Below are 26,885 nucleotides of genomic sequence, written 5' to 3'. Positions count from 1 at the left end.
TGCCCGCGACCCCCCAGAAACGAGGAACCCGTTCGATGGCAGCCGACCGGAGCCAGTCGGGCCGGCCGACGATCTCGGAGGTGGCCGCCGAGGCCGGCGTCGGCCGCGCCACCGCGGCCCGCACCCTCGGCGGCTACGGCTACGTCAGCCCCGAGCTGCGCGAACGGGTGCTGGCGGCGGCCGAGAAGCTCGGCTACCGCGCCAACGCCCTGGCCCGCAGCATGTCCACCGGGGTCAGTCACACCCTCGGCGTGATCCTGGCCGACATCGGCAACCCGTTCTTCGCGGGCGTCCTGCGCGGCATCTCCGACGCCTCGCGCGCCCGCGGGTTCGACACGATCGTGCTGAGCACGTACGAGCGGCTCGACGAGGAGGTGGCGGCCACCGACGTGCTCATCGACAAGCGGGTCGACGGCGTGATCATCGCCTCCGCGGCCGTGGGGCGCGACGAGGTCAAGCACATCAGGGCGGCCATGGGCCGGGGCATCCCGATCGTGCTCGTCGACCGCGCGGTCACGCCGCTCGACCTCGACACGGTCGTCATCGACAACCGCGGCGCGGCCCGCGAGGCGGTCGAGGTGATGATCGCGGCCGGCCACCGGCGCATCGGGTTCGTGTGGGGGCCGTCCTCGGTCGACCCGCCCGTGACCAGGCGGGCGCTGCTGGAGAAGGCGCGCAACGTGTGGACCGACGGCGAGCGCCTGCGCGGCTACCTCGACGCGCTCGACGACGCCCGCATCCCCTTCGACCCCGAGCTGGTCATGACCGGCCCGAAGACCGAGGAGTGGGCCACCCAGGAGGTGGCCCGGATGCTGGCGCTGCCCGACCGCACCACCGCCCTGTTCTGCACCGAGACCGACGCCGTGACCGGGGCGCTGCGGGCCGTACGCGCCGCCGGGCTGTCCTATCCGGCCGACATCTCGCTCATCGGCTTCGACGACAGCGCGTGGGCGGCGGTCATGGACCCGCCGCTGACGATGATCGAGCAGCCGGTCCACCAGCTCGGCGCGAAGGCGGCGGAGGTGCTGCTCGACGTGCTCGACGGCGGCGAGCCGCGGCACGACGTGCACACGCTGCGCTCGCGGCTGGTCACCCGCGCCTCGGTCGCCCCGCCGCCGTCCTGAGCGGCTCCGCCGTCGATCACCCGCTCAATGGTGGGTGACCTGTGGCGAGGTGGTCACCACCTCGCGCGTGGGGCGCGGCGCGGGCGGGGTGCGCGGACGGCCCGCCGCCACGAACACGACCGCCGACAGCAGCGTCATCGCGACCACGATGATCAGGATGAAGGCCATCTCCCGTCGCGTCACCGGACAGCGGCGGCGGCGGGCCGGTTTGGCGTTGAGCGCGTCGATGCGGCAGGCGAAGTCGCGGTCCTGCCAGCGCAGATCCTGCTCGATCTCGGCCAGGATGCGGCGTTCGCGGTCCGACAGGCTCATGGCCGCCGCTCCCGTCCCGCGACGCCGTGTGCGGGGGCGGGCCGTGAGGTCAGCGGTTCGGTCATGTCGTTCTCCGTCGCTCCCGGTCAGAAGTAGCCCCCGTCAGGGCGGCCCGGTCGGGGCCGGCCCTGGTCAGGGGGCGTCCCGCTGGTGAGGCGCGCTTTCGTGGCGGCGCGCTCTGGCGGGTCGCCGGCGGGCCTGAGGGCCCGCGATTCCTCCCGTACCCGGGGGCGCAGGCTCGATGCGGTGCCTTACCGCGCCCGGAATGAACTGTTACGCCCGTACGGCGATGTCCACCTAAATCCAGACATTTCCTTCACCTGCGATCGAGTCCCGGCTTACCGGGCCCGGCCCCCGGTCACCTGTCCGGCTTCTCCACCAGCGGGGTGTCCACCAGGTGCTCGATCAGGAACCAGGTCTGCAGCTCGTTCGTCCTGATGACGTCGGAGACCAGCAGGTCGTTGGTGCCGTCGTCGCCCATCTCCTGCGCCCGGTTGGCCGCGTCGTGGGCGGCCACCAGGATGGTCTCGTGCGCCTCGATCAGGCGCGAGAGCATGGCCGGCACCTCCTCGCAGCCGTTCGGCGGGCGCGGGATCACGGTGATCTCGGCCACGTGGCGCGGGTCGCCCACCGCGACGCCGCCGAGGGTCTGCACGCGCTCGGCCATCTCGTCCACCAGCGCGATCTGCTCCGAGGCGTGCTTGTCCAGCAGCAGGTGGAGCTGGTAGAAGGTCGGGCCGCGCATCAGCCAGTGGTGTTTCTTGTAGAGGCTGTAGAGGATCTGGGTGTCGGCCAGGATCTGGTTGAGGCGCTGGCAGGAGTACTCGCGCGCGTCGCGGGAGAGGCCGAGCGGGAACATCCGCACGGTGCCGTACTCCTGGATCTCCACGCCGTTCACGTGCAGCCACGGCTGGCTGTCGGGCTTCGACCGGGTCGGCTTGGTGGAACGTTTGGTGGGCACGTACATCTCCTCAGAAAGGCGGAACAATCGCCCGGAAACCTCCCCATGGACGCGCCAAGGGCCCCCACGAGCCTGCACAAGAGCCGGTCAACATCCGATGTCGGCGCCCGTTTGCCCGCAGGTCGGAGGGGTAGCCGGAGGGGTGGGTGCGGGGGAGCCCCGCGCCTCGTCTTCCTGAGGGGGGATGACGATGCGACGCAAAGAGTCCGAGGACCAGGAGACGCCCGCGGCCGACCTCGAAGGCCCCGAGAACGACGAGCCCTACGACGAGGAGCGCGAGCGCTTCGAACGCCTCAAGGAACTGAACCCGGACGACTTCGAGTGACCGCCGGGCCGCCCCTGGACCGGCCACTACCGGACCGGCCACTACCGGACCGGCCACCGGCCGGCGGGCCGGGTCTGTGCGGGTCAGGCGGGTCTGCCCGGGTCAGTCCGGGTCGATGAGGGCCAGGCCGGTGGCGGGGTCGTGGCGGCGCCTGAGGTAGCGCGGTGACTGCGTGACGATCACTTCCAGCGTCGGCCACACCTCGCCGCCCAGCAGGTGGCCGCCGCGGGTCGTGCCGTCCGGCAGGCCCACGACCACATGGGCGTGCAGGTGGGGCCCCACGTCGTCGTCGGGCATGGCGAAGTCGCCGATCAGGGAGAGCACCTCGGTCTGCCGGCCCACCGGGATCGGGTCGTAGCGGAGCGCCTCGGGGTCGAAGAAGCCCAGCGTGACCCGCCGGAACCCGCCGATGCCGGTCAGGCGGGCGGCGCGGATGCCGTTGCCGGCCGCCCACTCCGTCAGGCTCCGGACCACCTCGTCGCCGGGGTCGAGGACGACCGCGTACGTCTGCTCCTCGTTGGTCGAGAGCCGCTTGCTGCGCATGACGATCTCCTGCCCGCAGGGCGCGCGGGCAACCGGGTCACCGCCAGACGGCCTTGGCCAGGATGGCCCCGAGCCCGGGGGTCTTCCACTGGTCGACGACGAGCACCTTCTCCTTGCGCAGGTACCAGATGCGCTGGGTGTAGGCCACCGAGGTCGGCTTGCTGGTCTTCGTCTGGCAGGTCAGCTTCCACTCGGTGAAGCGGGCCGGATGCCCCTTCCCCACCTGTACGGTCGCGGCGCGCGAGGGCTTCAGGGGCGCGACGCCCTCCACGTAACGTTTGTCGGGAACGCACTCCATGACCCCGCTGCTGGGGTGGTACGGCTGCCCCGCCCGGTAGGGGCCGCCCTCGGAGGCGTAGGCGATGGCCTGCCGGCCGCCGATGGAGAAACCGGGGCATTCCATCGCCTGCTTCGAGCAGGCGCCGGTGACCACGTCGAGCCCTCCGACCGGGTCCTTCTTCACCTTCCATGAGACCGGTACCTGGATGGTGAAGCCCTGGAACGACACGGATTTGGTGGCCTGCGCGGGGGTTCCGGTGAGGACGAGCGCCGCGCTGAGCGTCAAGGTCATGAGCACGGCGGCGATCTTAGGTCCTGTCATCGAGGGAATGTCAAGGCCCGATAAATCGGGAAAAATGGTCGCAACTTTCCGGACGATCACCGCATCCAACCGTCCGTGAACGTGCTGACCGCCGACGATCCCCAGCGCCTGGGCGGCTACTGGCTCGCCGGACGGCTGGGCGCCGGCGGCCAGGGCGTCGTCTACGAGGCCTACGCCGAGGACGGCGTCCGGGTCGCGATCAAGGTGCTGCACGGCGACGAGGCCGGACGGCTGGCCAAGGAGGCCGAGGCGGCCGGGCGGGTCGCCTCGTTCTGCACGGCTCGCGTGCTCGCCGCCGAGCTGGACGGCCCGCGTCCCTACATCGTCAGCGAGTACGTCGCCGGGCCCAGCCTGCGCCAGGCGATCGCCGCCGGACGCCGCTTCGCGGGCGGCGACCTGCACCGACTGGCCACGGCGGTGGCGACGGCGCTCACCGCCATCCACGAGGCCGGCGTGGTGCACCGCGACCTCAAACCGGACAACGTGCTGCTGGGCCCGGACGGCCCGCGGGTCATCGACTTCGGCATCGCGCGGACGGCCGAGATGTCGCTGACCGCGACCGGCCTGGTGACCGGCACGCCGACGTACATGGCGCCCGAGGTGTTCGGCGGGCAGCGGGCCGGCGCCCCCGCGGACGTGTTCGCCTGGGGCTGCGTCGTCCTGTACGCGGCCACGGGCGCCGACCCGTTCGAGGCCGAGAGCCTGGGCGGGGTGATGCACCGGGTGCTGTCGGCCACGCCCGACCTGGCCGCGCTGCCGGACTCGCTGCGCCCGCTGGTGTCGGCGGCCCTGAGCAAGGAGCCCGGCCGGCGTCCCGAAGCCCGTCAGCTCCTGCTCGCGCTGGTCAGCGGGGACGGCGGGCTCGACACCGCGCGGCTGCTCGAACGCGGGCGACAGGCCGCCCGCGTCGCCGAGGCCGCCGCGGACCCGGCGCTCGGCACGCTGGCCGAGGACTCCTACGCGCTGCTCGCCCCGGCGGAACGGGAGCTGGCGCCCGAGGTGTTCCTGCGCCTGTTCACCGTGGACGCGCAGGGCGAGCTGGCCACCCGGAAGGCCGCCCTGGACGAGCTGGTCGCCGGCAGGCCGGCGGCCGAGACGCCGGCGGTCACCAGGATCCTGGAGGTGTTCGCGTACCTGCTGGGCCGCGACGGGCGCGAGGTCTGGCTCGCCCGCCCGGCCCTGCCGCACGCCTGGCCGCGGCTGCGCCGCTGGATCGAGGCCAACAAGGAGGGGCTGGTCGTCCACGGCCCGATCCTGGCAGCCGTCCGGCGCTGGGACGAGGGCGGCCGCAGGGACGGCGGCCTGTTCCACGGCACGATGCTCGACGACGCCCTGAGCTGGGCCGCGACCGCCCGCCGCGACATCAGGCTGTCCCAGGCCGAGCGCGAGTTCCTGGAGTCGTCGGCGCGGCTGGCCAAGCGGCGGGCCCGCCGCGCCCGGCTCCTGACGCTGAGCCTGGCGGGGCTGCTGGTCGTCGCGCTGGTCGCGGGCGGCCTGGCGATCCAGCAGAGCAGGCTCGCCGCCGCCCGCGCCGACGAGTTGCAGGACCGCCTGATGACGTCGGAGTCCACCCGCCTGGCCGCCCGCGCCGAGGCGACCAGGCGCAGCGATCCCGTGCTCGCCGGGCTGCTCGCCGTGGCCGCCTGGCGGCTGCGGCCCACGCCGCAGGCCAGGGCGGCGATGACCGCCGCGCTCGCGCAGCGCGAGCGCGGCATGTTCCGCGACCCCGCCGCCGCCCGCAGCACCCTGCGGGCGCTGGGCGCCGACGGGCACACGCTGCTCAGCGTCGGCCAGGACCAGGCGCGGCTGTGGGACGTGCGCACGGGCCGCCGCACCGCGCTGATCTCCGGCCTGGGGCTCGGCAGCGGCCAGGTGTCCGACATCGGGCTGTCCCCCTCGGGCCGCACGCTGGTCGCCGCCACCGAGAGCCGCGCCCGCGCCTGGGACGCCCGGACCGGCCGGCCGGTCGGAACCTGGCCGGTCAACCGGGTCAAGGACCTGGTCGAAGGCTGGGAGAACGCCGTCCGCCGGCACGAGGGCCGCAAGGTGATCGTCGAGCCGGACGACAGCGAGCAGTGGACCGTCGCCGACGCCGCCGACCCCGCCGCCAGGCGCGGCACGCTGAGCCCCGACGGCCGGTGGCTGGCCACGTCGGGCGATGGCACCCTGACCCTGACCCAGACGAAGGAGGGCTGGACGGAGGAGATCGGCGAGGGCACGGAAGGCGCCTGGAACAAGGGCGATCCCGTCTTCGACCGCGGCGGACGGCTGCTGGCCACCGTCACCGACGCCACCGTGCAGTTCTGGCGCCTGCCCGACAGCCACCTGCTCAGCGTCGTCCCGGTGCGCGGCGACGGCGAGGCGGGCACCCGTCCGGCCGCCGCCTTCGACGGTACGACCTTCCGCTACCTCGTCGGCGACCAGGTGTTCGCCGTGGACGTCGCCGACCTGCTGAACGAGCCGAGCGAAGGGCCGCCGTACGAGCGGGCCGACCTCGGCGAGGACGGGCTGCACCTCGTCGTGGACGGCACGCTGCGCCAGGTCCAGGGCGGCACGTCCGGCCGCCTGCCCGCCGCGCAGGCGCTCGGCTTCAGCCGCGACGGGCACGACGTCGCGCTGGCGTCCGGCCACGACGTCGCCGTCCTGGACACCACGACGCGGAAGCCCGTGGGCGGCTTCCCTGCCGGGATCGGGAAGGCACAGCCCGAGCTCGTCCGCTTCAGCCCCGACGGCGGCCGGCTCGCGCTCGTGCTCGACGGCCCCGGAAACGGCGAGGACGCGGTCGAGCTCTGGGACTGGCGGGCCCGCCGCCGCCTGTGGAGCACGCGGGTGAGAGGGGTCGTGGACCTGGCGTTCGCGCCCGACGGCGGGCGGCTGGCGGTGACCGGCCTGGACGTCCGCCTGCTGCGGGCATCGGACGGCCGGGCCGCGGGCTCGCCGTTCGGCGTCTTCGGCAAGGACGTCCTGGGCGCCTGGGTGCGCTTCACCCACGCGGGGGACGGGGTGGTCGTGTTCGACTCGCGCGGGCGGCTGAGCACGTGGGACGCGGGCGGCCGGCGGCTGGTCGAGGACACCGAGGGGTTCTCCTTCGCCGGGACGGCGGCGTACTCGCCGGTCGAGGACCTGGTCGCGGCCGACGCCGGGCAGGGCCGCGTCCGCCTGATCGACCCGAGGACCGGCGTCGACCTCGGGCTGTCCGCGGACCCGGGCGGCGGCCTCGACCGCGACGAGGGCGAGCTGCTGTCGGTCGCCTTCACCCCCGACGGGTCGCACGTCCTGACGGTGGACGCCGGCGGGACCATCGGACGCGTCCCGGCCGTCGCCGAACTGGTGGCGCGGACGGTCTGCGCCCGCGCCGGGCGGGCACTGACCGAGCGGGAATGGCGGACGTACGTGCCCGCGCTGCCCTACCGGCCCGTCTGCGGATGATCGCGCCGGCCGGGGGCTCACACCAGCGTCAGGTAGCCGGCCAGCTCGGCGGCGGAGTCCGTGGCGATCCCGACGTGGCCGTCCGGGCGCACGAGCGTGTGCCGCGCCCCGCCGTACGGCTCGGCCGGGGCGTACGCCCGCACCTCGGGCCCGCCCGGCACGCGGGGCGCCGGGTCCGGTGACAGCAGCGTGAAGTGCGGGCCGCGCAGCAGGTCGAACATGCGCGCCCGGGAGCCGTCGGCCAGCCGCAGCGGCCCGTCGGGCACCCGTTCGCCGCCCGCGCGGGCCAGCGAGCCGCCCCGGTAGCCGACCTGGAGCTGGTAGGTCTCCTCGTCCCGCTTGTACGACTTCCTGTCGTGCAGGTCCGTGCTGAGGCCGAGCACGCGGGCGGCGACCGGGCGGCGCTCCTCCTCGTAGGTGTCCAGCAGCGACGCCGGCCCGCCGGTCAGCGTGCGGGCGAGCTTCCAGCCCAGGTTGTAGGCGTCCTGGACGCCGGTGTTGAGCCCCTGGCCGCCCGCCGGGGAGTGCACGTGGGCGGCGTCCCCGGCCAGGAGGACGCGTCCGGCGCGGTAGGCGTCGGCCAGCCGGATGTTGACCCGGTAGAGGGAGGACCACAGCAGCTCGGTGATGCGGACACCATGGGCACTGCGCAGCATCGAGCGTTCGGCGAAGAGCCGCTGGAAGCCGGCCGGCGTCAGGTCCGGCGTCGCGCCCGGCCTCAGCGGCGCCATGAACTGGAAGCAGTCGGTGCCGGCCATGGGGTAGAGCGCCACCATCCCCCTGCCCGGCCGCACCCAGGCGTGGATGTGCTCCCGGTCCAGTCCCTCGACGCGCACGTCCCCGAGGGCCATGCGCTCCTCCTCGCGGGTCTCGCCGGTGAAGCCGACGCCGAGCGCCTTGCGTACCGTGCTGCGGCCGCCGTCGGCGGCGACCAGGTATCCGGCCCGCAGCGTCGCGCCGGTGCCGAGCCGGGCCGTCACGCCCTCCGCGTCCTGCGCGAAGCCGGTCAGCTCGACGCCGTGCTCGACCTCGCCGCCCAGCTCGGCCAGCCGCTCCCGCAGCACCGCCTCGGTGCGCCACTGCGGGTGCATCCGCACCATCGGGTACGGCACCTCGTCGCTCGCCGCCGCCGGCCTGTGCATGCGGCCCTGGTAGACCGGCAGCCGCCCGATCCTGACCCGGATGGGCGGGTAGGGCGTCGTCCCGGCCAGGACCCGGTCGATGATCCCGAGATCGTCGAAGATCTCCTGCGTGCGCGGTTGCAGGCCCTTGCCCTTGGAGCCCGCCGAGGGCGCCGCCGCCCGCTCGACGACGCGGTGCGCGATCCCGCGCCTGGCCAGCTCCACGGCGAGGGTGAGGCCGGTGGGCCCGGCGCCGACGATGAGCACGTCCGTCCTGTCTGTCATGGGGCGACCGTGCCAGCGGCCGCTGCCGGATCTCTGTCACCGCCCTGCCACGGGGTCACCGGCAGGGCGGACGGTAGGGCAGGTCGTCGAAGTACCGCCGCCACTCGGCCCGCGTGAGCGGCATCCCGGCGGCCTCGCAGACCACCGCCGCCACCGCCTCCGGCCGCAGGTCCCACAGCCGCAGGTCGTGGCCGGCGGCCGAGACGAGGGTGTGGTCGTCGGCGTACAGGACGGTTCCGAGGTCGGGATGGGACAGCACGGCGATCGGCCGGCGGGACCGCAGGTCCCACACGCGGGTGGTACGGGAGGCGTCCGTGGTGGCCAGGGCGGCGCCGTCGGGGCTGAACCCGGCGATCCGGACGGTGTCGTCGTGCCCGCGCAGGACCGCCGGACGGGGAACGCGGCGGAGGTCGGCGATCCTCCAGACCCGGGCGGTCCGGTCGTGGCCGGTGCTGACCAGCACGTCGCCCTTGGGGCCGAAGCGCACGGCGGCCACCGCGTCGGCGTGCTCCTCGTGGTGGGCGACCTGGTCGAGGGCGCGGCGGCGCACGTCCCACAGCCGTACGCCGCGGTCGGCGCCACCGCTGGCCAGCCGGCCGCCGTCGGGGCTGAAGTCGAGCGCGCCGACGTCGCCGAAGCCGTCGCGGGCGGCCAGGCGGCGCGGGGGGCCGGTGACGTCCCAGAGCAGCAGCCGCCCGCCGTGGTCGCCCGTCGCCAGGGTGCGGCCGTCGGGGCTGAGCGCGGCGACCGCCAGGCCGCGCACCGGCAGCCGGACGTGCCGGGCCGGGCGGTAGGGGTCGCGGATGTCCCACACGGTCACGGCCACGCCGCGCTCGACGGTGGCCAGGCGGCGGGCGTCGCCGCTCAGGGCCAGACCGGCGGTCCGTGGAACGTTCCAGCGTGACAGCAGCACGCGGTGCCGGGGGTCGCGGACGTCCCACAGCGCGCCGCCGCGCGCGCCGGTCGTGGCCATCAGCGTCCGGTCCCGGCTCAGGGCCAGCTCGGTCACCGGGGCGGGCACGCGTACCGGATGGCGCCACTGGTAGAAGGCGCCGGCCGCGGACCCGGTGGCCAGCGCCTGACCGTCGGCGGTGAAGGCGAGGCCGAGCACGCGGTCGGGATGCGGGAACGAGGTGACCTCCGCGCGGGTGGCCAGGCTCCACAGCCGGACCGTGCGGTCGTCGCCCGCGGCGGCCAGGACGGTGCCGTCCGGGCTGAAGGCCAGGGCGCCGGCGGGGTCGCCGTACCGGGTGGGACGGTGGCAGCGCCGAGCGTCCAGGCGGCAGAGCCAGGTGCCGCGGTCGGGGGCGGACCAGGCCAGCGCGCTGCCGTCGGGGCTGATCGCGAGCGCGGCGGGGGCGTCCTGGAGGCCGGTCGCGATCGTGTCGGCGGGGGAGGCGGGGGCCGCCGGGTCCCACAGGCGCACGCTGCCGTCGTCGTGGCCGGTGACCACCGCGTCGTCGCCGACTGCGAAGCGGGTGACCTGGGCGGACGTGCGTACCGGGGGCAGGGGGACCGGCCGGCCGGCCAGCCGCCACCGCCGGACGCCGTGCGCCGCGGCGGCGAGCACCGTGCGGCCGTCCGGGGTGAACGCGGCCGTGGACGCGCCGGGCAGGGCGGCGACGTGCCTGGGGCGGGCCGGGTCCACGACGTTCCACACCTCGACGCCGTCCCGGGTGGCCGCCAGCAGGACGCGGTCCCCGCCGGACGGGCGGAAGGCGAGCGCGCCGACCGGCCCGGCGGTGCGCGGCAGGGTGGCGAGCGGGGTGCGGCGGCGCGAGTCGGCGGCGTCCCACAGCTCGACCACGCCGTTGTCGGCGCCGGTCGCGAGCAGGGCGTGGTCCTGGCTGTAGGCGATCGCGCGCAGGCGGTCGCCGGTGGAGCGCAGCCGGGTGGCGTACGGCTCGGCGGTGTCGAGCAGCGTGCCCCGGGTGCCCGGGGTGTCGGCCAGGCCCTGGGCGGCCACCGCCACCTGCATCGCCAGCGCCGGGTCCGTCGTCCGCAGCGCCCGCGCCTGGGCGGCGGCCCGTTCGGCGAGCGCGGTGACGCGGGCGTCGCTCGCCCGGCCGCTCTTCTGCCACGCCAGCCCGGCCCCCACCCCGGCGACCACGACCAGCACCACCAACGCCACCACCAGCCCCCGCACCCTCCGCCGGACCGGACACCCCCCGCCGCGGGCGGGCGAACCAGGCACCCGACCCGACGGTTCCCCGCCCCCACCCCCCTCCAGGGACGGGGACGCCTCCACGAGAAAGCCTTCGGTGGGCCGCGCCGTTACGGAGAGGGCGTCGTCGGCAGTCGGCGGTGGTGGTGCGGTGGTGGTGGGGTGGTAGGCGTGGCGGGTGAGGGTGTCGCCGTCGCGGTGGTGCCAGGTGGCGCGCATCGCGTGGGAGAGGCGGGGCAGCGCGTCGGCCGCCGCCGGGGCGTCGTCGCGGGCCCCCAGGTCGTGCAGGATCGTCTCGGTCAGCCCCGGCTCCAGGGACAGGCCCGCGACCCGGGCCGGTCCGGTGATCGCGCGGCGCAGCTCGGCGCCGGTCATCGGGCCGAGCGGCAGCGACCGTGCCCGCAGCGCCTCCACCAGCGGTGGAAACCCCAGGCACCGCTCGTAGCAGCCGGCCCGCATCCCGATCACCACCGGCAGCCCGCCCGCCGCGAGCCGGCACAGCTCCTCGACGTACGCCGCCCGCTCGCTTTCGGCCCGAGCCGTGAACAGCTCCTCGAACCGGTCGACCACCAGCAGCGCGCACGACTCCACCGGCCGCCCGCCGCCCCCGACCGGCGAGCCCGGCGAACGCCACAACACCCCGGTGCCGCCCCCCGGCAGCGCCCCTTCCAGGACGGCCGGCACCAGCCCGGCCGCCAGCACCGACGTCTTCCCGACCCCGGCCGCCCCGGTCAGCACCACGGGATGGCCAGGACGGCCGGGGTCCGAGAGCAGCCCCACCAGCTCCGACACCACCCGCTCACGCCCGAAGAGCCACCTGGCGTCCCCGGCCGTGAACGGCCCGGAGGGCCAGGGGCACGGATCCCGCGCGCACCGGTCCCGCTCGCTCCCCAGCCCCGCGCCGAACCCGTCGTCCATCCCGCACCGCATCCCGTCACCCAGCGAAGTCGATCGGGGACTCAGGGTACGCGCGCCCGCCAGGCGGCGTACGCCGGTCCGGAAGGCGGCATCCACCGGACCGGTACGAAGCCGGGGAAGATCAGCCCTTGCGGCCGACGCCCGCGTAGTAGACGGCCTCGCGGTCGGCGTACAACGTCTCGGGGACGGGACGCCAGCGCGGCAGCGCCACCACGCCCGGCTCCAGCAGCTCCAGCCCGTCGAAGAAGCTCGTGACCTCGTCCAGGGTGCGCAGCGTCATGGGCGCGCCGCCGCTCTCGTTCCAGTGGCGGACGCCCTCTTCGAGCTGCCTGCCGACGAGCCCGTGGGAGACGGCCAGATGGCTGCCCGGCGCCATCGCGGCCAGCAGTTCGGCGATGATCGAGCGGGCCTGTCCGGTGTCGGGGATGAAGTCCACGACGCCGAGCAGGGTCAGCCCGATCGGCCGGTCGAAGTCGAGATGCTCGGCGGCGGCGGCCAGGATCTTGTCGGGCTCGCGCAGGTCGGCGTCGATGAAGGCGGTCGTGCCCGCGGGAGCGGCCCGCAGCAGCGCCCGCGCGTGGGCCAGGACCATGGGGTCGTTGTCGACGTACACGACGTGGCTGTCGGGGGCGACCGCCTGGGCGACCTGGTGGGTGTTGTCGGCCGTGGGGATGCCGGTGCCGATGTCCAGGAACTGCCGGATGCCCGCCTCCCCGGCCATGTACCGCACCGCGCGGCCGAGGAACTCCCGGTTCGTACGGGCCAGCACCGGCAGGTCGGGCACGGCGGCCAGGATCTGCGCGCTCACCATCCGGTCGATCTCGTAGTTGTCCTTGCCGCCCAGCCACAGGTCGTAGATGCGGGCGGGGCTCGGAACATCAGTGTTCAGCGAACGTTCGCTCATCGCGACGCCTTCCGGACGAAAGGGGCTATGTGGGAGATCGTAGCCCCAAGATCCTTCGGCGGGCCACGCCCGCCCCGGTCCAGGGTTCCGGGGACGAGTGGCTCACCTCCCCACACAGGACGCCCTGCCCGTGACGGGTCAGAGCAGGCGGCGTTGTACCGCGTCGGCGATGGCCGTGGTCACGATCCACTCGACGGCGGTGGCGCCGGGCGGGTCGCCCTCGCTGCCGGCGAACAACAGGTGGCCGCTGCCGATCAGAGTGAGCGCGAGGGCGTCGACGTCGGCGTCGACCGCGATGCGGCCCATCTCGCGCTCGGCGGTCAGGTAGGCGGCGATCATGGTCGTGGCCTCGGTCAGGAGCGGGATGCCCGACGACCCGGCCTGGCGCAGGCGGGCGCGCAGGCCGTCGCGGGAGATGACGAGGCCGACGACGGCCACGGCGACCGACCCGAACAGTTCCAGCAGCGCGAGGGTGAGGTTCCCGGCGACGGTGCCGGTGCCGGCGCTCTCGCGCAGGGCGGCGGACTGGGCCTCGACGCGGCGGATGCGGTCGGTCACCAGGTCGGCGAGGAAGGCGTCGAAGTCGGCGAAGTGGCGGTGGAGCACGCCCTTGGCGCAGCCCGCCTCGGTGGTGACCGCCCGGCTGGTCAGAGCGTTGGGGCCGTCTCGGAGCAGGACGCGCTCGGCGGCGTCGAAGAGCTGCTCGCGTACGTCGCGGAGGGCTACGCCTGTGGGCACCGGGCCGGTCTCCTTCGTTCACGAATCCCGTTCAGCGTAGACGAGTGGGCACATGCCCACTAGAGTGGGCGCATGCCCACTAACAGCTCCGAGAACGAGCCGCACCGCCACCGGGGGATGGCCGAGTCCTTCGGCGCGGACGCCGACCGCTACGACCGCACCCGCCCCCGCTACCCCGAGGAGATGATCGCCGGGATCGCCGCCGCCGCCCCCGGCCCGGACGTCCTCGACGTCGGCATCGGCACCGGCATCGCGGCCCGCCAGTTCCAGGCGGCCGGCTGCAGGGTGTCCGGCGTGGACGTCGACGCCCGCATGGCCGAGCTGGCCCGGCGCGACGGCATCGAGGTGGAGGTGTCCGCCTTCGAGTCCTGGGACCCGGCCGGGCGCACGTTCGACGCGGTCGTCGCCGGCCAGACCTGGCACTGGATCGACCCGGTCGCGGGCGCGGACAAGGCGGCCCGGGTGCTGCGGCCCGGCGGCGTGCTGGCGCTGTTCTGGAACGTCTTCCAGCCCCCGGACGTCCTGCGCGACGCCTTCGCCGAGGTCTACCGCCGCATCCTGCCCGACCTGCCGGCGCTCGGCCAGGCCGGTCCGGCGGTGGACCTGTACTCGTCGCTGCTCGACAAGATCACCGACGGCGTGCGCGCGGCGGACGCATTCGGCGAGCCCGAGCGCCGGCAGTACGCATGGGAGCGCGTCTACACCCGGGACGAGTGGCTGGAGCAGGTGCCCACGCACGGCCCGGCCACCGGGTTGCCGCCGGAGCGGCGCCGCGAGCTGCTGGAGGGCGTCGGGGCCGCGATCGACGCGGTCGGCGGCGCCTTCACCGTCCACTACGACGTCCTGGTGCTCACCGCAGTTCGGAGGGCCGGGTAGCCGCCGCTGCCCGACACGGTGGCCGGTTCAGGCCGGTTGCGGCGTCCGCGGCTCGGCCCTGGCCGGGGCGTAGAGGCCGAGCCGGCGCAGGGCCGGCGCCGTCATCATGGTGGTGACCAGGGCCATCAGCACGAGCACCGTGAACGTGCCGGGCGCGATCAGCCCCATGCCGAGCCCGGTGCTCAGCACGACGATCTCGGTGACGCCGCGGGCGTTCATCAGCACGCCGAGCCCGAGCGCGAGCCGTCCCGGCATGCCGCCCGCCCAGGCGATCACCCCGGCCGCCCCCAGCTTGCCGAGGACGGCGGCCACCAGCAGCACCGCCCCGCCCAACAGCACCGCCGGGTGGCCGAAGGCCAGGTGCACGTCGGTGCGCAGCCCGATCGAGGCGAAGAACACCGGCAGCAGCATCGCGCGGTTGAGCGAGCCGAGGCGTTCGGGCACCGCGCCGAGCACGGGCGCCTCCCGGGGGAAGGCGACCCCCGCCAGCAGCGCCCCGAAGATCGCGTGCACGCCGATGGCGTCGGTCGCCGCGGCCAGGGCGAAGATCAGGCCCAGGACGAGCGCGAGCGCGGCGGGGGCGGGCAGCCGCCGGTCGGCGTGCCGGGCCGCCAGGGCGGCGAGCGCGGGACGTACGACGAGGGTCACGGCGAGCACCAGGGCGGCGGCCAGCGCCAGCGAGGTCAGCACGCCCGCCGGGGAGCCGGCGTGGGCCAGGGCGATCACCGCGGCCAGCGCGCACCAGGCGAGCACGTCGGCCAGCCCCGCGCAGAGGATCGCCAGCGAGCCCAGCCGGGTGACGGTCAGCCCGGCCTCCTGGAGGATCCTGGCCAGCACGGGGAACGCGGTGACGCTGAGGGCGGTCCCGACGAACAGCACGAACGCCGTGCCCGACGCCGACGGCCCGGCCAGCGCGTCGGCGAACGGGAGCGCCGCGACGGTCCCCAAGGCGAAGGGCACGGCCATCATGGCCAGCGCGGCGACGCCCACGACCGTGCGCTGCCGGCCGAGGGCGGCCGGGTCGAACTCCCGTCCCACCGTGAACATGAAGATCGCCAGCCCGGTCTGGGCCAGCAGTTCGAGCTGCGGCGCCACCCAGCCGGGCAGGATCAGCGCAGACACCCCCGGCGCCAGCGAGCCCAGCGCCGACGGCCCGAGCAGCAGCCCCGCCACCATCTGCCCCACCACGGACGGCTGGCCCGCCCGGCGCGCCAGGACGCCGCCCAGCGAGGCCAGCCCGCCGATGACCGCCACCGCGAGGAACAGGCGCAGGATCGACTGGGCGGGCGGCACTCCGGCGTGCGCGGCCGGCGCCGCCGGATGCCCCGGTTCCTGCGCGCCCGGCCCGAACACGAGCAGGAGCGACACGCCGGCCACGGCGATCAGCAGCAGGGCGACCGCCAGGCCCCGGGCCGGGAGGGGCAGCAGGGCCTGTTCGGTGTCGTCGAGCGGGTCGTCTCCGCGCATGGTCGCACCTTCCTGCGTACTCCGCGATGGGCTGCCCGGCCCTTCGCCGGCTCCGGCGGCCGGCTCAGTCCGCGGCCGGGAGCGGCCCTGCCGCCCGCCGGCCGATCAGCAGCAAGGCGCCGACGGCGGCGACGATGCCGACGGCGATGACGGGGATCAGTGCCGGGTAGCCGAAGTCGCTCGCCACCAGGCCGAACAGCGGGGGGCCGAGCAGGGAGCCGAGGCTGCCGGCCTGGGCGATGACGCCGTTGCCGACGTCGGCGTGGTCGAGGCGTTCCAGGATCAGGGGGAGCGCGGCGAAGACGAGGGCGCCCAGGAAGCCGTTCTCCATGGAGATGACGCCGGCGCCGGTGAGCGCGCCCGCGGAGGAGCCGCCGGAGTACAGGATCCAGGCGGCCGGCACGACGAGGAACCCCGACAGGGCCAGCACGCCGACCCGTACGCCCCTGCGCAGCAGGACGCCCACCGCCAGCCCGCCGGCCACGCCGAGCAGCGAGATCACCGAGGTCAGCGCGCCCGCGGCGGCGGCCGAGCGGCCGTACTGCTCGATGAGCAGGGTGGGCAGGAGCACGATCACCGGGATGGTCACCAGCGCGGTCAGGCAGAAGGCCGCGGCGAGCACGCCCGGCCAGGCCAGCGCCCGCGCCCGGGGGACCGGCCCGGCGGCCTGCGCCGCGCCGCCGCGCGGCAGCCGCGCCCACGTCACCACCGCGGTCAGCAGCGTCAGCCCGGCGATCAGCCCGGTCCAGCCGCGCCACCCCAGCGCGTCGCCGGCCGCGCCGCCGGCCAGCGTGCTGGCCCCCAGCCCGACCGGGACGAACGTCGCCCACACCGACAGGGCGGTGCCCCGGTCGCGCTCCTGGGCCAGGCGCAGGATCAGCGCCGGGCAGGAGATGGTGACCAGGACGTAGCCGACGCCCTCGACGCCGCGGGCGATGAGCAGCCAGGCGAAGTCGTCGGCGGCCATGCTCGCCGCGCCCGCCGCCGCGATCAGGGCCAGCCCGGTGACCAGCGACCGCCCGGTGCCGAAGCGGCGGACGAGGTAGCCCGCCGGCAGGCCGACCGCGGCCCCGACGCCGACCACCGCCGAGATCACCCAGCCCAGCTCCGACAGCGACAGCCCGAGCTGGGCGGCCACCGCCGGTCCGACCGAGGAGAACTTGCCGAGGCTCATCGCGGCGACGACCCCGCCGACGTAGACGACGAGGATCGTCAGCCAGGGGGAGCGTGGCGGGGACGCCTCCGTGATCTTCGCCGCCGACCGGGGGTCCATGAGTCTCCTTCGCACTGCGTTCCGCGGGCCAGGGTTCCCACGTCCGATCTTCGCCATGCCGGCGGCCTCGATCAACCCGCTTCTCCCGTGGCGAGGATGCCGATGGCCGACTCGGTGACGTCGACGGCCCCGGCCGACAGCAGCGCGTCGATCGTCTCGGGCACGTCCCGCCTGGGCAGGACGCCCTGGACGACGACCATGGCGCCGTCGGCCAGGTCGGGGCCCGAGCGCCAGGACCGGCCCGGCATCGCGGGCACCACCTCGGCCAGCCGGTCGGCGGGGGCGCGGACCGTCAGCAGCACGTGGGCCGGGCCCACCCAGGCGGCGCGCAGCAGCAGGGCGACGTTCCTGATCACGTCGCGCCTGGCCGGGTCGGCGTAGGCGGCCGGGTTGGCGACGAGCTGCGCGCCGCAGGTCCGGACGGTCTCGATGACGCGCAGGTCGTTCTGGCGGAGCGAGTGGCCGGTCTCCACGACGTCCATCAAGGCGTCGGCCAGCTCGGGGATCTTGGCCTCGGTCGCGCCGTAGGACACGACCACCTCGGCCCGCCGTCCCGCCTCACGGAAGAAGCGGCGGCCGATGTTCGGGTACTCGGTGGCCACCCTGACCCCGTCGTCCAGGTCGGCCGCGCTGCGGGCGGGGTGGCCGGACGGCACCGCGAGCACCAGCCGCCACGGCCGCTCGGTGTTCCTGGAGTAGTCGAACGACTCCACCACCTCGACCTCGGCCCCGCTCTCCTCCACCCAGTCGGCGCCGGTCAGCCCGAGGTCGAAGGTGCCGTCCCCGACGACCAGGGGGATCTCGCGCGGCTTGTAGAAGGCCACGTGCGACACGCCGGAGTGGTCCACCGTGCCGCGGTAGGAGCGTTCGGAGCGCCGCCGTACGGGGAGCCCCGCGGTCGCGAAGAGCTCCAGGGCCCGCCGCTCCAGCGACCCCTTCGGCAGGGCGAGCGAGATCATGGTTCCTCCTTGCGAGCACGGCGGCGACGAGGGGGGCGCGGGGTCACACGTGCAGCAGCCGGTCGATGCCGACGACGGGCGGCTCGGGCAGGCTGGACGGCCGCACCTCGATCTCGCCCACCACGAGGTCGTCCGGCCAGGAGCCGACGATGGTGCCCACGCAGCGGGCCACCGACCGGGTGCTCATCTTGTGCGGCGACCCGTCGCCGTCGAGGTTGGCGATGGCGCCCGGCGAGACCAGGCAGGCCCGCACCCCGTTGCCCCGCTCCTCCAGCAACAGCGTCTCGACCAGCGCCTTCAGCCCGGCCTTGGTGGCACTGTAGGCGGCCCCGCCCTCGAAGTACCGGGTCCCGGCGTGGCTGCCCATGGCGACGAACATCCCGCGGGCGGCCCGCAACGCCGGCAGGACGGCCTTGAGCAGGTGGAAGCAGGCGCTCAGGTTGATCGCGACCAGCCGCTCCCAGTCCTCCCCGCGCAGGTCGGCGATCGGGTCGAGCACCCGGTCCACCGCGTTGGACACGCAGACGTCGAGCCGGCCCGCCGCGCCGAGCACCTGGGCGGTCGCCTCCGCGATCTGCGCGGGGTCCGACAGGTCGCACTTGTGCTCGCCGAGCCAGTCCTCGCCGGCGAGCGAGCGGTTCAGGGAGAAGACGCGGTAGCCGCGCTCGCGCAGCTCCTCGGCGATGGCCAGCCCGCTGCCCCGGTTGCTGCCGGTGACCAGCGCGGCCGGGGTCTCATGTGATGACATCGAGGACGCGGCTCCACTGGTTCACGATCTCCTCGCCGGCCACGCCGTCCCGGAACAGGTCCTTGTCCAGCGGGGAGCCGTCCTGGTGGCGCAGGCGCATGCAGTCCTGGGAGATCTCGGAGATGACGGTCAGGCCGCCGTCGGCGGTCTGACCGAAGATGAGGCAGAAGTCCCACACCTCCAGCGGGCGCAGCCAGGACCGCAGCACGTCGTTGACGGCGAGGGACAGCTCGCGCATCTCCTCCACCGGCAGGTCGAGCGCCCGCAGGTAGTCCTCGCCGATCGGCTGGTCCTCGGGGTCGGTCCGGTAGTCGAACTTCACGACCGGGCGCGGCAGCGGGGCGCCGTCCTCGAACAGGCCGGGGTATTTGCGGGTGGTCGATCCCGTGGCCCGGTTCTTCACGATCACCTCGAACGGCGGCGCCGGGCAGTAGTCGGCCACGTACGAGTCGGCCGAGACCCGTTCCCGGAACGCGCACGGCACCCCGGCGTCGGCCAGCCGGGCCGCCGCCCTTTCGTAGAAATCGAGCCGGAGCGGCCCGGTGCGTTCGACGATTTCATCGCGGTGGTACGTGAAACTGCGCAGGCTGGGGATTATCTGCACCAGGCAGCGCCCCTCCGGCAGCAGCCACAGACGCTTACTGCGCCCGACGATATCCGGCTCTCCGCGGCCGGCCGGACTTCCCGGTTCGGTTCCGTTATCCACGTGGCCTCCATCCGCCGACAATGGCCCACACAACTTGATATTGCGGGCACCTGATTGTCAAGGCGGCGTGACCCTGGAAAAAGGAGCACTTGACGTCCGTCTCGCGGTCTTGATATGTCGTCCGACCGTGCCCGGGGTCCTGGAAGAAAGAGTACTTGACGGGTCCCGGCGACCGGACGGTACTGTCTTCTGAAATTGAGAATTCCGATCTTAATTCAAATCCCAATGGGGGGAGGATCGTTGTCGGAATATGAGCGCATAGCTCACTCGAAGATCACGCGAAAGTTCAGGTCGGCGGGGCAGCAGCTCTTGTTCTCGCGGGGGCGGCGGGGCGAGGTGTCCGACGCGAACGGCGTACCGTACATCGATTTCGTCATGGGTTATGGGCCAGTGATAATCGGCCACGCGGACGCCCAGTTCAACGAAATTCTCTGCGGTTATCTCGGCAACGGCGTCATGCTGCCGGGCTACACCACGTTCCACCAGGAATACCTGAACAGGCTGCTCGGCGAGCGGCCCGGCGACCGCGGCGCGTTCTTCAAGACCGCCTCCGAGGCCGTCACCGCCGCCTTCCGGCTGGCCGCGATGCGCACCGGCAGGCTCGGCGTCATCCGCAGCGGCTATGTCGGCTGGCACGACGCCCAGATCGCCGACTCGCTCAAGTGGCACGAGCCGCTGCACTCGCCGCTGCGGGACAAGCTCCGCTACACCGACGCCATGCGCGGCGTCGGCGACTCCGAGCCGGTGGCCAACTGGGTGGACCTGCGCCTCGAATCCCTGGCCGAGCTGCTGGAACGGCACCGCGGCCGGCTGGGCTGCTTCGTCTTCGACGCGTACCTGGCCTCCTTCACCACGGCCGACGTGCTGCGCCAGGCCGTCGCCATGTGCCGCGAGGCCGGGCTGCTCACCGTCTTCGACGAGACCAAGACCGGCGGCCGGATCTCGGCACTCGGCTACGACCACGACAACGCCCTCGGCTCCGACCTGATCGTGATCGGCAAGGCGCTGGCCAACGGCGCCCCGCTGAGCATCCTGGCCGGTGACGCGGACCTGCTCGCGCTGGCCGAGAAGGCCCGGTTGAGCGGCACCTTCTCCAAGGAGATGATCGCCGTCTACGCCGCGCTGGCCACCCGCGACGTCCTGGAGAAGCCCGTCGGAGACTCGCCCGACGGCTGGACGGAGATCGGGCGGATCGGCACGCAGGTGGCCGCCGCCTTCACCGCGGGCGCCGCGGACGCCGGGGTCGAGGCCCTGGTCGGCGCCCGTCCGGTGCTCGGCGGCGGCATGTTCGAGCTGGTCTACCACGACGTGGGGCTGCTGGGCGACAAGGAGCGGCGCGAGTCGCTGCTGGCCGAGCTCGCCGGGGTCGGCATCCTGCTGCTCGAAGGGCACCCGTCCTTCGTGTGCCTGGCCCACCGCGACCTCGACTGGGACGACCTGCGCGACCGGGCGCGGCAGGCGTTCGAGGCGTGGAGCGCGCCCGCGGAGGCCGGCCGTGGCTGACCTCCTCCGGCTCGCCCTGGTCGGCTGCGGCCGCCAGATGCAGCAGAACCTCTTCCCGTTCCTGCAACGCATCCGCGGCCACCAGGTCGTGGCCTGCGTCGACCCCGACCTGTCGCTGGCCGCCGACGTGCAGTCGCTGGCCGGCGGCGCGACCTGTGTCTCGTCGGTGGACGAGCTCGACCTGGAGATGGTGGACGCCGCCGTGCTGGCCGTCCCGCCGGAGCCGTCGTACCTGCTGGTCCGGCAGCTCGCCGAGCGCGGGGTCGACTGTTTCGTCGAGAAGCCGGCCGGGCCGTCCACGCCCTCGCTCCAGGACCTGGAGCACGTGGTGCGGCGCACCGGGCGGCACGTCCAGGTGGGCTTCAACTTCCGCTACGCCGAGACGCTGCAACGGCTGCACGAGTTGAGCGAGGAGATCCGGGCCACGCCGTGCTCGGTGACCATCGACTTCTACAGCCGCCACCCGTCCGCGCCGCAGTGGGGGGTGGACACCACCCTGGAGGCGTGGATCCGGCACAACGGGGTGCACGCCCTCGACCTGGCCCGCTGGTTCGTGCCGTCGCCGGTCGTCCAGGTGGACGCGCACGCCATCGCCAGTGACGCCGACCGGTTCCAGGTCAACCTGTTCCTGCGGCACCACGACGGCTCGCTGTCCACGCTGCGCATGGGCAACCACGTCAAGCGGTTCATGGTGGGCGTCACCGTGCAGGGCATGGACGGCAGCCGGTACAGCGCGCCGTCGCTGGAGCGGGTGACGCTCGAACTGTCCGACGGCGTGCCGTACGGCCAGGAGCTGCACAGCACCCGCAACCTGGACCACGGGTGGGCGCGCAGCGGTTTCGGGCCCGAGCTCCAGGCGTTCGTGGACGTCTGCGCGCAGCGGTCGGCCGAGGCCCGCACGGGCGCACGTCCCGCGGTCAAGGGCGTGCCGTCGGTCTCCGACGCGCTGGCCGCCTCCGCCCTGTGCGACCGGGTGATGGCGGAGCTGAACACGGCCGCGACGAACGGCTTCGGCCTGCTGACCGGCTCCGTCCGGGCCTCGGCCTAGGCGGGGGCCGTTGACGAGGAGGGGGAGGCATGACTGAACGGGCGCGACCGGCCGCGGGCGGGCGGCCGGTCGCGTCGCACGATCAGGCCGACCGGCGGACCGGCCCAGGCACGCGCGAGGGGCGGCCGGTCGCGTCACGGGGGGTGGGCCGGTGGGTGGCCGGTCATCTGGGCCGGCACCGGCTCTCGCTGCTGCTGTTCACCCTGGCGGCCGTGGCGGCGAGCCTGTGCTCCACGCTCGTGCCCGTCCAGATCGGCACGGCGTTCGCCGAGGCCACCGGTCCCCGGCACGACCTCGGCGCGGTCGGGGTGGCGGCGCTGACGGCCGCGCTGCTGGCGGTCGGCCGGTTCGTCGCCGACCTGCTGTCGAACGGCTCGATGGAGGTCGTCGCCCAGCGCGTCAAACGGGACGTACGCGACGAGCTGTACCGCAGCCTGCTGACCAAGCGCATGGCCTTCCACGACCAGCAGCGCATCGGCGACATCCTGGCCCGCGCGATCAACGACGCCAGGCTCGTCGACTACATGCTCAGCCCGGGGGCGGCCACCGCCGCCAACGGCGTCCTGGCCCTGCTGGTGCCGATCCTGTTCATCGCCTCGCTGGACCCGCGGCTGCTGCTGGCCCCCGGCGTGCTGGTGCTGGTGTTCGCCTACGCGCTGCGCTACCACCTGCGCCGGCTCTACCCGCTGGTCATGCGCACCCGCGAGACCTTCGCCGACCTCAACGAACGCTTCTCCACCACGCTGTCGGGCATCGCCACCGTCAAGGCCGCCACGCAGGAGGACTTCGAGCGGCGCGCCCTGCGGTCGGCCGCCGCCGCCTACCGGGACGCCTTCGTCCGGCGCGGCCGGGCGCAGGCGGTCTACCTGCCCGCGCTGAGCTTCGCGCTGGCCATGGTGACCGGCTCCCTGCACTCCCTCTACCTCTACTCGCAGGGGGAGCTGGCGCTGTCCCAGGTGGTGACCTACCTCGGCTGGCTGCTGCTGTTCGCGCAGCCCGTCACCATGTCCGAGCAGGCCGTGCCGGTGATCCAGGAGGGCTTCGCCGCCGCCGCGCGCATGCGGGAGATCATCGACGGCGCCCCCGGCGAGCGCGAGGACACACGCGGCACGACGGCGGACGTCGAGGGCTCGATCACCTTCGACCGGGTCTCGCTCCGCCACGAGGGCAGGGACATCCTGCGCGAGGTCTCCTTCCACCTGCCCGCCGGCCGCACCCTGGCCGTCGTCGGCCCCACCGGCAGCGGCAAGAGCATGCTGATCAAACTGGTCAACCGCATGTACGACGCCACCGAGGGCCGCGTGCTGATCGACGGGCGTGACGTGCGCGAGTGGGAGCCGGGCGCGCTGCGCCGCCAGATCGGCCACGTGGACCAGGAGATCTTCCTGTTCTCCAAGAGCGTGCTGGACAACGTCGCCTTCGGCGCGCCGCACGCCGCCGGGTACGAGGACGTCCTGCGCGTCGCCAAGCAGGCGTGCGCGGACGAGTTCGTCCAGGGAATGGCCGACGGCTACGACACCGTGCTCAACGAGGGCGGCACGACGTTGTCCGGCGGGCAGCGGCAACGGCTGGCCATCGCCAGGGCCCTGCTGACCGACCCGCGCATCCTCACCCTCGACGACGCGACCAGCGCGGTGGACGCCCGTACCGAATCGGCCATCACCGAGGCCGTCGAACGTGCGACGGCGGGCCGCACGACGGTGCTGGTCTCGCACCGCCCCGGCCAGATCCGCCGCGCCGACGTCATCCTGCTGCTGGACGGCGGCCAGGTCGTCGACCAGGGCTCGCACGACGAACTGATGGCGCGCTGCGCGCTCTACCGGGAGATCTACAGTGGATGACGCCCAGGATCGGCGACGGCCATGAGCGACCTGTTCGCCGGCCTGCACGCCGACGCCTACGACCGCGTGTACGGCAACCGCCGCCTGCTGGCCCGCATCCTGCGCCAGCTGCGCGCCCACCGCGCCGGCATGATCGGCTCGGCCCTGCTCGTCGCGGGCTCGGTGCTGCTGACCGCCTCGGTGCCGGTGGTCGTCTCCCGTCTGATCGACCAGGCCGGCGGCGGCAGCGGCCCCGGCCTGCTGCTGTGCGTGTTCGTGGTCGCGGCGGCGGTGCTGGCCTGGGCGATGAACTGGGCCCGCCAGGCGATCACCGCCCGGCTGGTCGGCGGCATGGTGTACCGGTTGCAGTGCGAGGCCGCCGACGCCGCGCTCGCCAAGGACGTCGCCTTCTACGACGAGAACTCGGTCGGCAAGGTGCTCAGCCGGGTCACCGGCGACACCGAGGGCTTCGGCTCGGTGCTCACCCTCACCCTGAACCTGATCAGCCAGCTCTTCCTGGTGGTGCTGCTCGGCGGCGTGGTGTTCTGGATCGACCCCGGCCTCGGCCTGGTCATCGTGGCGGCGCTGCCGTTCCTGCTGGGCACGGCCCTGGCCTTCCGCCGGGTGGCCCGTACGGCGGCGGCGGCCACGCGGCGGGTGATGGCCAAGGTCAACGCCAACGTGCACGAGACCATGCTCGGCATCGCGGTCGCCAAGAGCTTCGGCCGCGAGCAGGCCGTCCATGGCGACTTCGACGACGTCAACCGGCTGTCGTACCGCGTCTACGTCCGGCAGGGCCTCATCTACGCGGTCATCCTGCCGGTCCTGACGTTGCTGGCCGGGCTGGCCACGGCGGTCGTGCTGTACCAGGGCGGGCGGTTCGCGGTGTTCGGCAGGCTTTCGGCGGGCGAGTGGTACTTCGCCCTCCAGGCACTCGGCATGCTCTGGCAGCCGGTCACCCAGGCCGCCTCGTTCTGGAGCCTGTTCCAGCAGGGGCTGGCCGCCGCCGAGCGGGTGTTCGCGCTGATCGACAGCGATCATGCCGTCGTCCAGAGCGGGAACGCGCCGGTGACCGGGCTGACCGGCGCGATCGAGGCCCGCGGCCTGCACTTCCGGTACGGCTCCGGCGCCACCGTGTTCCGCGACTTCGACGTGCGCGTCGCGGCCCGCGAGACGGTGGCGGTCGTCGGGCACACCGGCGGCGGCAAGTCCACGCTGGCCAAGCTGATCGCCCGTGCCTACGACTTCCAGGGCGGCGAGCTGCTGGTCGACGGTCGGGACATCCGCGGCCTCGACCTGCGGGCCTACCGGCGGCGGGTGGGGGTCGTCCCGCAGCACCCGTTCATCTTCGCCGGCACGCTCGCCGAGAACATCGCCTACGGCCGCCCCGGCGCCGGCCGCGACGACGTCGTACGGGCCGTCGAGCGGATCGGCCACCGCGTGTGGGACCGCAGCATGCCGATGTCCCTGGACGACCGCCTGGCCGCGGGCGGTCAGGGCGTGTCGGTCGGGCAGCGGCAGCTCATCGCCCTGGCCCGCATGTTCGTCCGCGAACCGGACATCCTGCTGCTGGACGAGCCGACCGCCAGCGTCGACCCGCTGACCGAACGCGGCATCCAGGACGCCCTGTCGCGCCTGTGCGCCGACCGCACGGTCCTGGTGATCGCCCACCGGCTGTCCACCATCCGGCGCGCCGACCGCGTTCTGGTGTTGCACGGCGGGAGGATCGCCGAGCAGGGCCGGTTCGACGAGCTGCTGCGCCGCGACGGCCCGTTCGCCGCGCTCTACGCCACCTACTACGCCCACCAGGAGACCGCATGACCTGCGCACCCCATCCGCCGGAGTTCGAGCCGATCCAGCGGGAGGCGTCCGCGGCGGGCGTGCGCTGCGTGGTGGGCGCGGTGCTGGTCAACCCGGGCGGCGAGGTGTTCCTGCAGCGGCGGGCGGCCCACGTGCGGCTCTTCCCCGGCTGCTGGGACATCGTCGGCGGGCACGTCGAGCAGGACGAGACGTTGTGCGCGGCGCTGGCCAGGGAGATCGAGGAGGAGACCGGCTGGCGGCTGCTGCGGGTGGGCGGCCTGGTGGACGTCTTCGACTGGACCGGCGGCGACGGCGGCCTCCGGCGCGAGATCGACGTGCTGGCCACGGTCGAGGGCGACCTGACCCGGCCCCGGATCGAACAGGACAAGTTCGAGGAGTCCCGCTGGCTGGACGGCGACGCCCTACGCCGCCTGGCCGCCGATTCCCCCGGCTCCGGCATGGTCGAGCTGGCCCTGCGCGCGCTGGCCATGCGGCCGGGTTAGGGCTCCGGCTTGCGTACCGCGTCCAGGGCCTGGCGCAGGGTGAACCTGCCGGCGTACAGCGCCTTGCCGACCACCGCGCCCTCGACGCCCAGCGAGGTCAGGGAGGAGATGGCGCGCAGGTCGTCCAGGCAGGAGATGCCGCCGGAGGCCACGACGGGGCTGCCGGTGGCGGCGCACACCTTGCGCAGCAGGTCGAGGTTGGGGCCGCCGAGCGTGCCGTCCCTGGCGATGTCGGTGACGACGTACCGGGCGCAGCCGGCGGCGTCCAGGCGGGCCAGGGTCTCGTACAGCTCGCCGGCGTCGCGGGTCCAGCCGTGGCTGCGTACGGTGGTGCCCCAGACGTCGAGCTCGACGGCGACCCGGTCGCCGTGCCGGGCGATGACCTCGGCCACCCACGCCGGACGTTCCAGCGCGCCCGTGCCGAGCACCACCCGGCCGCAGCCGGTCGCCAGCGCGGCGGCCAGGCCCGCGTCGTCGCGCACGCCGCCGCACAGCTCGACCGGGATGTCCAGGGCGCCGACGACCTCGGCGAGGCGGGCCCGGTTGGAGCCGGTGCCGAAGGCGGCGTCGAGGTCCACCAGGTGCACCCAGTCGGCGCCCGCGTCCTGCCAGGCCAGCGCCGCGTCGAGCGGGTCGCCGTACCAGGTCTCGGATCCGGACTCGCCGCGCACCAGGCGGACGGCCCGGCCGCCGCGCACGTCGACGGCGGGCAGGAGGGTCAGGCATGTGGACACTCGTCGTTTCCTCTCCCGTGTAC

23 protein-coding genes are annotated in these 26,885 nt (G+C 74.1%); 9 read left to right on the top strand and 14 right to left on the bottom strand.

Annotated elements, in window-relative coordinates; all coding sequences use genetic code 11:
• Positions 1-35: 35 nt before the first annotated feature.
• Positions 36-1,124: a LacI family DNA-binding transcriptional regulator gene (locus tag AB0J97_RS17480; protein ID WP_357702750.1), complete on the top strand. Its 1,089-nt coding sequence runs from the start codon at positions 36-38 to the stop codon at positions 1,122-1,124.
• Between the two features lie 24 nt (positions 1,125-1,148).
• Here AB0J97_RS17480 and AB0J97_RS17475 read toward each other — a convergent pair whose 3' ends face one another.
• Together AB0J97_RS17475 and AB0J97_RS17470 are read right to left on the bottom strand one after the other, a co-directional pair.
• Positions 1,149-1,436, bottom strand: coding sequence for a DUF3040 domain-containing protein (locus AB0J97_RS17475; RefSeq protein WP_357702748.1), 288 nt, complete (start codon positions 1,434-1,436; stop codon positions 1,149-1,151).
• Positions 1,437-1,794: 358 nt separating this feature from the next.
• Positions 1,795-2,397, bottom strand: a complete 603-nt coding sequence (locus AB0J97_RS17470; RefSeq protein WP_357702746.1) for a DNA starvation/stationary phase protection protein — start codon at positions 2,395-2,397, stop codon at positions 1,795-1,797.
• A gap of 190 nt (positions 2,398-2,587) precedes the next feature.
• On the opposite strand from AB0J97_RS17470, the gene AB0J97_RS17465 reads away from it, so the two are divergent.
• Positions 2,588-2,722 (top strand): hypothetical protein, encoded by a 135-nt coding sequence (locus AB0J97_RS17465; RefSeq protein WP_357702744.1) that lies wholly within the window; start codon positions 2,588-2,590, stop codon positions 2,720-2,722.
• A gap of 102 nt (positions 2,723-2,824) precedes the next feature.
• Here AB0J97_RS17465 and AB0J97_RS17460 read toward each other — a convergent pair whose 3' ends face one another.
• Positions 2,825-3,265 carry a PPC domain-containing DNA-binding protein gene (locus tag AB0J97_RS17460; protein WP_364089490.1) on the bottom strand — a complete coding sequence of 147 codons (441 nt, stop codon included), beginning with the start codon at positions 3,263-3,265 and terminating at the stop codon, positions 2,825-2,827.
• 37 nt (positions 3,266-3,302) lie between these two features.
• Positions 3,303-3,866 carry a hypothetical protein gene (locus AB0J97_RS17455; protein ID WP_364089487.1) on the bottom strand — a complete coding sequence of 188 codons (564 nt, stop codon included), beginning with the start codon at positions 3,864-3,866 and terminating at the stop codon, positions 3,303-3,305.
• Positions 3,867-3,941: 75 nt separating this feature from the next.
• Between AB0J97_RS17455 and AB0J97_RS17450 the strand changes: the two genes are divergently transcribed.
• Positions 3,942-7,295 carry a serine/threonine-protein kinase gene (locus tag AB0J97_RS17450; RefSeq protein WP_364089484.1) on the top strand — a complete coding sequence of 1,118 codons (3,354 nt, stop codon included), beginning with the start codon at positions 3,942-3,944 and terminating at the stop codon, positions 7,293-7,295.
• Between the two features lie 17 nt (positions 7,296-7,312).
• On the opposite strand, the gene AB0J97_RS17445 is transcribed toward AB0J97_RS17450, so the two are convergent.
• The 4 genes from AB0J97_RS17445 to AB0J97_RS17430 form a co-directional block, all read right to left on the bottom strand.
• On the bottom strand, positions 7,313-8,701 hold the full coding sequence (locus AB0J97_RS17445; protein ID WP_364089481.1) for an FAD-dependent monooxygenase: 1,389 nt from the start codon (positions 8,699-8,701) through the stop codon (positions 7,313-7,315).
• 55 nt (positions 8,702-8,756) lie between these two features.
• Positions 8,757-11,783, bottom strand: a complete 3,027-nt coding sequence (locus AB0J97_RS17440) for a hypothetical protein (RefSeq protein ID WP_364089478.1) — start codon at positions 11,781-11,783, stop codon at positions 8,757-8,759.
• 121 nt (positions 11,784-11,904) lie between these two features.
• Positions 11,905-12,687: an SAM-dependent methyltransferase gene (locus AB0J97_RS17435; RefSeq protein ID WP_364089475.1), complete on the bottom strand. Its 783-nt coding sequence runs from the start codon at positions 12,685-12,687 to the stop codon at positions 11,905-11,907.
• 138 nt (positions 12,688-12,825) lie between these two features.
• Positions 12,826-13,425 carry a TetR family transcriptional regulator gene (locus AB0J97_RS17430; protein WP_364089472.1) on the bottom strand — a complete coding sequence of 200 codons (600 nt, stop codon included), beginning with the start codon at positions 13,423-13,425 and terminating at the stop codon, positions 12,826-12,828.
• A 72-nt stretch (positions 13,426-13,497) separates the two neighbouring features.
• On the opposite strand from AB0J97_RS17430, the gene AB0J97_RS17425 reads away from it, so the two are divergent.
• The gene (locus tag AB0J97_RS17425; RefSeq protein WP_357694697.1) at positions 13,498-14,301 is read left to right on the top strand and encodes a methyltransferase domain-containing protein; all 804 of its coding nucleotides are present in this window, start codon (positions 13,498-13,500) and stop codon (positions 14,299-14,301) included.
• 27 nt (positions 14,302-14,328) lie between these two features.
• Here AB0J97_RS17425 and AB0J97_RS17420 read toward each other — a convergent pair whose 3' ends face one another.
• The 5 genes from AB0J97_RS17420 to AB0J97_RS17400 all read right to left on the bottom strand — a co-directional run bounded on the left by AB0J97_RS17420 (position 14,329) and on the right by AB0J97_RS17400 (position 19,454).
• A complete protein-coding gene (locus AB0J97_RS17420) occupies positions 14,329-15,768 on the bottom strand; it encodes a cation:proton antiporter (RefSeq protein ID WP_364089469.1) in 1,440 nt (479 codons plus the stop codon).
• Positions 15,769-15,832: 64 nt separating this feature from the next.
• On the bottom strand, positions 15,833-17,041 hold the full coding sequence (locus AB0J97_RS17415; RefSeq protein ID WP_364089466.1) for an MFS transporter: 1,209 nt from the start codon (positions 17,039-17,041) through the stop codon (positions 15,833-15,835).
• A gap of 71 nt (positions 17,042-17,112) precedes the next feature.
• Complete coding sequence (gene hisG / locus AB0J97_RS17410; RefSeq protein WP_357694703.1) at positions 17,113-18,000, bottom strand: ATP phosphoribosyltransferase; 888 nt, start codon at positions 17,998-18,000, stop codon at positions 17,113-17,115.
• A gap of 43 nt (positions 18,001-18,043) precedes the next feature.
• Complete coding sequence (locus AB0J97_RS17405; RefSeq protein ID WP_364089463.1) at positions 18,044-18,748, bottom strand: SDR family NAD(P)-dependent oxidoreductase; 705 nt, start codon at positions 18,746-18,748, stop codon at positions 18,044-18,046.
• Positions 18,735-19,454 carry a phosphoribosylaminoimidazolesuccinocarboxamide synthase gene (locus AB0J97_RS17400; protein WP_357694707.1) on the bottom strand — a complete coding sequence of 240 codons (720 nt, stop codon included), beginning with the start codon at positions 19,452-19,454 and terminating at the stop codon, positions 18,735-18,737. The genes AB0J97_RS17405 and AB0J97_RS17400 overlap by 14 nt, the downstream gene beginning before the upstream one ends.
• Positions 19,455-19,679: 225 nt before the next feature.
• On the opposite strand from AB0J97_RS17400, the gene AB0J97_RS17395 reads away from it, so the two are divergent.
• The 5 genes from AB0J97_RS17395 to AB0J97_RS17375 are packed head-to-tail and all read left to right on the top strand — an operon-like array spanning position 19,680 to position 26,128.
• Positions 19,680-20,957 carry an aminotransferase class III-fold pyridoxal phosphate-dependent enzyme gene (locus tag AB0J97_RS17395; protein ID WP_357694709.1) on the top strand — a complete coding sequence of 426 codons (1,278 nt, stop codon included), beginning with the start codon at positions 19,680-19,682 and terminating at the stop codon, positions 20,955-20,957.
• Entirely contained in the window at positions 20,950-22,005 is a 1,056-nt protein-coding gene (locus tag AB0J97_RS17390; RefSeq protein ID WP_357694711.1) for a Gfo/Idh/MocA family oxidoreductase, read from the top strand. Before AB0J97_RS17395 ends, AB0J97_RS17390 begins: the two co-directional genes overlap by 8 nt.
• 29 nt (positions 22,006-22,034) lie before the next feature.
• Positions 22,035-23,846 (top strand): ABC transporter ATP-binding protein, encoded by a 1,812-nt coding sequence (locus AB0J97_RS17385; RefSeq protein ID WP_364089458.1) that lies wholly within the window; start codon positions 22,035-22,037, stop codon positions 23,844-23,846.
• A 21-nt stretch (positions 23,847-23,867) separates the two neighbouring features.
• Positions 23,868-25,646 (top strand): ABC transporter ATP-binding protein, encoded by a 1,779-nt coding sequence (locus AB0J97_RS17380; protein WP_364089455.1) that lies wholly within the window; start codon positions 23,868-23,870, stop codon positions 25,644-25,646.
• On the top strand, positions 25,643-26,128 hold the full coding sequence (locus AB0J97_RS17375) for an NUDIX domain-containing protein (RefSeq protein ID WP_357694717.1): 486 nt from the start codon (positions 25,643-25,645) through the stop codon (positions 26,126-26,128). The genes AB0J97_RS17380 and AB0J97_RS17375 overlap by 4 nt, the downstream gene beginning before the upstream one ends.
• On the opposite strand, the gene priA is transcribed toward AB0J97_RS17375, so the two are convergent.
• Entirely contained in the window at positions 26,125-26,862 is a 738-nt protein-coding gene (gene priA / locus AB0J97_RS17370; RefSeq protein ID WP_357694718.1) for a bifunctional 1-(5-phosphoribosyl)-5-((5-phosphoribosylamino)methylideneamino)imidazole-4-carboxamide isomerase/phosphoribosylanthranilate isomerase PriA, read from the bottom strand. The genes AB0J97_RS17375 and priA overlap by 4 nt on opposite strands.
• Between the last annotated feature and the right edge of the window lie 23 nt (positions 26,863-26,885).

It is taken from the genome of Nonomuraea sp. NPDC049607, from assembly GCF_040675375.1.
GTDB lineage: Bacteria > Actinomycetota > Actinomycetes > Streptosporangiales > Streptosporangiaceae > Nonomuraea.
This window is presented reverse-complemented; position numbering and strand designations above follow the sequence as displayed.

Coding starts and splice junctions, on each gene's coding strand:
- AB0J97_RS17480 (WP_357702750.1), top strand. CDS start 36: ATGGCAGCCGACCGGAGCCAGTCGGGCCGGCCGACGATCTCGGAGGTG.
- AB0J97_RS17475 (WP_357702748.1), bottom strand. CDS start 1,436: ATGAGCCTGTCGGACCGCGAACGCCGCATCCTGGCCGAGATCGAGCAG.
- AB0J97_RS17465 (WP_357702744.1), top strand. CDS start 2,588: ATGCGACGCAAAGAGTCCGAGGACCAGGAGACGCCCGCGGCCGACCTC.
- AB0J97_RS17460 (WP_364089490.1), bottom strand. CDS start 3,265: ATGCGCAGCAAGCGGCTCTCGACCAACGAGGAGCAGACGTACGCGGTC.
- AB0J97_RS17455 (WP_364089487.1), bottom strand. CDS start 3,866: ATGACAGGACCTAAGATCGCCGCCGTGCTCATGACCTTGACGCTCAGC.
- AB0J97_RS17445 (WP_364089481.1), bottom strand. CDS start 8,701: ATGACAGACAGGACGGACGTGCTCATCGTCGGCGCCGGGCCCACCGGC.
- AB0J97_RS17440 (WP_364089478.1), bottom strand. CDS start 11,783: ATGGACGACGGGTTCGGCGCGGGGCTGGGGAGCGAGCGGGACCGGTGC.
- AB0J97_RS17435 (WP_364089475.1), bottom strand. CDS start 12,687: ATGAGCGAACGTTCGCTGAACACTGATGTTCCGAGCCCCGCCCGCATC.
- AB0J97_RS17425 (WP_357694697.1), top strand. CDS start 13,498: ATGCCCACTAACAGCTCCGAGAACGAGCCGCACCGCCACCGGGGGATG.
- AB0J97_RS17420 (WP_364089469.1), bottom strand. CDS start 15,768: ATGCGCGGAGACGACCCGCTCGACGACACCGAACAGGCCCTGCTGCCC.
- AB0J97_RS17415 (WP_364089466.1), bottom strand. CDS start 17,041: ATGGACCCCCGGTCGGCGGCGAAGATCACGGAGGCGTCCCCGCCACGC.
- hisG (WP_357694703.1), bottom strand. CDS start 18,000: ATGATCTCGCTCGCCCTGCCGAAGGGGTCGCTGGAGCGGCGGGCCCTG.
- AB0J97_RS17405 (WP_364089463.1), bottom strand. CDS start 18,748: ATGTCATCACATGAGACCCCGGCCGCGCTGGTCACCGGCAGCAACCGG.
- AB0J97_RS17395 (WP_357694709.1), top strand. CDS start 19,680: ATGGGGGGAGGATCGTTGTCGGAATATGAGCGCATAGCTCACTCGAAG.
- AB0J97_RS17385 (WP_364089458.1), top strand. CDS start 22,035: ATGACTGAACGGGCGCGACCGGCCGCGGGCGGGCGGCCGGTCGCGTCG.
- AB0J97_RS17380 (WP_364089455.1), top strand. CDS start 23,868: ATGAGCGACCTGTTCGCCGGCCTGCACGCCGACGCCTACGACCGCGTG.
- AB0J97_RS17375 (WP_357694717.1), top strand. CDS start 25,643: ATGACCTGCGCACCCCATCCGCCGGAGTTCGAGCCGATCCAGCGGGAG.